This window comes from Corallococcus sp. AB045, from assembly GCF_003668895.1.
GTDB classification, from domain to species: Bacteria; Myxococcota; Myxococcia; order Myxococcales; family Myxococcaceae; genus Corallococcus; species Corallococcus coralloides.
This window is the reverse complement of sequence record NZ_RAWN01000372.1, coordinates 1-3,717: the sequence shown is the minus strand read 5'-3', so window position 1 is coordinate 3,717 and position 3,717 is coordinate 1. Positions and strand designations below refer to the sequence as shown.

General features: G+C 74.2%; 2 protein-coding genes. Both read left to right on the top strand.

Features of this window, described 5'->3' with window-relative positions:
- Nucleotides 1–2,285: hypothetical protein (locus D7Y21_RS40630; protein ID WP_370039928.1), on the top strand; the 2,285-nt coding region annotated here is incomplete at its 5' end.
- Between the two features lie 159 nt (nucleotides 2,286–2,444).
- Complete coding sequence (locus D7Y21_RS40625) at nucleotides 2,445–3,458, top strand: hypothetical protein (RefSeq protein ID WP_120564722.1); 1,014 nt, start codon at nucleotides 2,445–2,447, stop codon at nucleotides 3,456–3,458.
- Nucleotides 3,459–3,717 lie beyond the last annotated feature (259 nt).

Below are 3,717 nucleotides of genomic sequence, written 5' to 3'. Positions count from 1 at the left end.
CCTGGCTCAGGGCCCATGGCGGGTGGGTCCTTCACGGGCGGCGGGAACGGGGCATGGGGCGGACGGGCGGGTGGCCAGGCTGGGTGTTGCTCCTGGGGCTGTGGGCGGCGTGCGGCCGGACGCTGCCGGAGGACACGGTCTCCTCCAGGGTGGCCTCGCGGCCCCCGTCCCTCTGCGTGCCCATGACGTGCGAGTCCCAGGGGCTGGACTGCGGCTACGCCATCGACGGGTGCGGCGGCACGCTCCAGTGTGGCGAGTGCGCGGAAGACCAGGCCTGCGGCGGGGGCGGCGTGCCCAACGTCTGCGGCCCTTTGCCCTGCGTCCCCAGCAGCTGCGAGGCGCGCGGCGCCACCTGCGGGCCGCTCTCGGACGGCTGCGGCGGCGTGCTCGACTGCGGCACGTGCGCGCCCCCGGAGGTCTGCGGAGGCGCCGGCGTGCCCAACGCCTGCGGGCCTCCGGCCTGCGTGCCCACCACCTGCGAGGCCTCGGGCAAGGACTGCGGCCAGGTCGCGGATGGCTGCGGCGGCGTCCTGGACTGTGGCGCGTGCGGGCCGGACGAGACGTGCGGCGGAGGCGGCACCGCGAACGTGTGCGGCCGCGCGCCGTGCGTCCCCACCACCTGCGAGGCGTTGGGCAAGGACTGCGGCGCCGTGTCCAACGGTTGCGGCGGCGTCCTGGAGTGCGGCGCCTGCGGCGAGGGGCTCACCTGCGGCGCGGGCGGCGTGGCCAACGTCTGCGCCGCCCCGCTGTGCCAGGCGGCCACCTGCGCCGTGCTGGGGAAGAGCTGCGGCGAGGTGCTGGACGGCTGCGGCGGCGTCCTGGAGTGCGGCGCCTGCGCGGCCGACGCGACCTGCGGCGGCGCGGGTGAGGCCAACGTCTGTGGCGCCGGCACCTGCGTGCCCACGACCTGCGCGGCCCAGGGCGCGAACTGCGGCCGCGTGTCCGACGGCTGCGGCGCGGTGCTGGAGTGCGGAGGCTGCCTCGCGTCCAAGACCTGCGGCGGCGCGGGCGTGCCCAACGTCTGCGGCAAGGCCGCGTGCACGCCGTCCACCTGCGAGGCCCTGGGCAAGGACTGCGGCCAGGTCGCGGACGGCTGCGGCGGCACGCTCGACTGCGGCGCGTGCGGCCAGGGACTCACCTGTGGCGCGGGCGGCGTCCCCAATGTCTGCGCGGTCCCAGGATGCCGGCCGGCCACCTGCGGCTTCCTGGGCGCGACGTGCGGCGCGGTGGCGGACGGCTGCGGCGGCACGCTCGACTGCGGCGCGTGCGCGGCGCCGGAGACCTGCGGCGGCACGGGCGTGCCCCACGTCTGCGCGCCTCCGGAGCCCGTGTGCGTGGACCGGGACCTGGGCAGCGCGCTGCCGGTGTCGCTGAAGGGCTCCACCGTGGAGGCCCGGGACGACCATGCCGCCTCCTGCGGAGGCGCGGGCGCTCCGGACCGGGGCTACCTGTGGACGGCGCCCCGGGCGGGCACCTTCACCTTCGACACGGCCCGCTCGGCGATGCGGTCCGTCATCGTCGTGTACGCGGACGGCTGCGGCGGCGAGGAGCTGGCGTGCGCCACGGGCGGCATCAGCTACGGCGGTGGGGCCCGGGTGGCGGTGACGCTGACGCAGGGCCAGCGGGTCCTGGTGACGGTGGACGCCGCGGCTGGCGGGTCCTTCACGCAAGGCGCCTTCGAGCTGCACATCGACGAATTGCGCGCCACCGAGGCCGGCGCCTCCTGCTTCGACGGCATGGACAACGACGGGGACCGCTGGGTGGACTGCGCCGACACCGAGTGCCGCGACGAGCCCCGTTGCAAGGGCCAGGGCTGCGCCCACCACGACCTGGGCAGCGCCCTGCCCGTCACCTTCCAGGGCGAGACGGCCCTCTCCGGCGACGGCTTCCAGGGCACCTGCGGCGCGCTGCTCCAGCAGGACCGCGCCCACCTATGGACGGCGCCCAGGGCCGGCACCTTCGTCTTCGACACCTCGCCCGGCAACGACCCGGACGCGGGCGGCCACGCCCTGTACCTCCTCGCCGGCTGCCGGGGCACGGAGCTGGGCTGCTCCGCGCACCCACATCCCACGACAAAGGGGGCCCCGGCGCTGAAGCTCACCCTGGCGCAGGGGCAGTCCGTGCTGGTGGTGGTGGACGGCATGGCCCGGCCGGACCGGGACACCCCCATCCGCTACACCCTCCACGTCACCGAATGGGTCCCGTCCGAGGCCGGCCACTGCCATGACGGCGCGGACAACGACGCGGATGGCCGGGCCGACGACGCGGACCCCGACTGCCGCTGACGCTGACGCTGACGCGCCGTGCCACAACCGGTGTCCCACACCTACCTTCTCAGCACATGTGAGGTGCTACGCAACTGATCGACGGCTGTTGCGATAATCCCCGCAAGACGTCAGCAGCCCTTCCAATCCATTCCTCGAACTCCGACGAGGGAGCCCCACATGAGCCTCATCAACCGCGCCCGCAATGCCGTCTCCAACACCATCCGCCAGGTGCAGCAGGACCCCATCAAGGCGGCGAAGGACATCGGGACGCAGGCGAAGAAGGGCTACGACACCTTCAACAAGGTGAAGACGGCCGTGAAGGACGGCTTCGACAACGTCAAGAGCCTGAAGACGGACGGCTTCAAGGCGACGCTGAAGGGCAACGTCGACAAGCTGGTCTCCAAGGCCACGGACCCGAAGACCAAGCTCGACCTCAAGGGCAAGCTGGGCATCGCGGGCGGCGCCGTGGGCACCATCACCAACGCCGCGAAGCTGGTGGGCCAGGCCGGCACGGCCATCTCCGACGTGCGCAACGCCGTGCGCTCCGGCTCCAGCGAGGACTGGAACAAGGCGCTGGGCTCCGTCGCCACCGCCGGCAAGACGGCGGTCAGCACCGTCAAGGGCGGCCTGGAGCTGGCCCGCGACGTGAACAAGTTCGGCAGCGCGTACAAGGCCGCCAGCGGCGCCTTCAAGGCCGCGGTCCCGGGCGCCGGCCCCAAGCTGGCCCGCGCCGCCGCCGGTGCCGCCGCCAAGGCCGCCTTCGAGGGTGGCGCTTCCTCCGCCATCAAGAACGGCGTGCGCACCGCCCTGAAGACCGCCGTCAGCGAGTCCGGCGTGGCCCTGAAGGCCGCCACGGGCACCGCGTCCCGCGCCGCCGCCCGCGCCGCGCTGTCCGAGGGTGGCAAGGCCGCCGCCAAGGCCGGTGCGACCGCCGCCGCCAAGGCCGCCGGGGGCACCCTGGCCAAGGCCGCCGGCCGCTTCGCCCCGGGCGCGAACATCGCCATCGCCGCCTTCGACACGGCGAACGCGGTCTCCACCCTGCGTGACCCGAACGCCAGCACCACCAAGAAGGTCACGGGCGTCATCACCGCCGTGGGCTCCATCGCCGCCGCCACCAACATCCCGGTGGTCAGCCAGGTGGGCGCCGCCGTCTCCGCCGTCTCCAGCTTCGTCGGCGGCCTGTTCGGCTAAGCCGGTGAAGTGACTGAAGGGCCCCGGGCGTTCGCCGCCCGGGGATGTCCCCGGGGGGGCGTTTTCTGGTAGGCACCGTGACCGAGTGAGACGCGCTCGTTTCAATCCCCTCTGGGACCACGGTCGATACCTGCCAGGAGGCCCTCCGGTGGCCACGAAGAAGAACCCTCCCGAGAAGCCGTCAGCCGCCCCCGCCGCCAAGGCACCCGGCCCGTCTTCCACCCCGGCGAAGCCGGCGAAGTCCGCCGCCGCCTCCTCC

Coding starts and splice junctions, on each gene's coding strand:
- D7Y21_RS40625 (WP_120564722.1), top strand. CDS start 2,445: ATGAGCCTCATCAACCGCGCCCGCAATGCCGTCTCCAACACCATCCGC.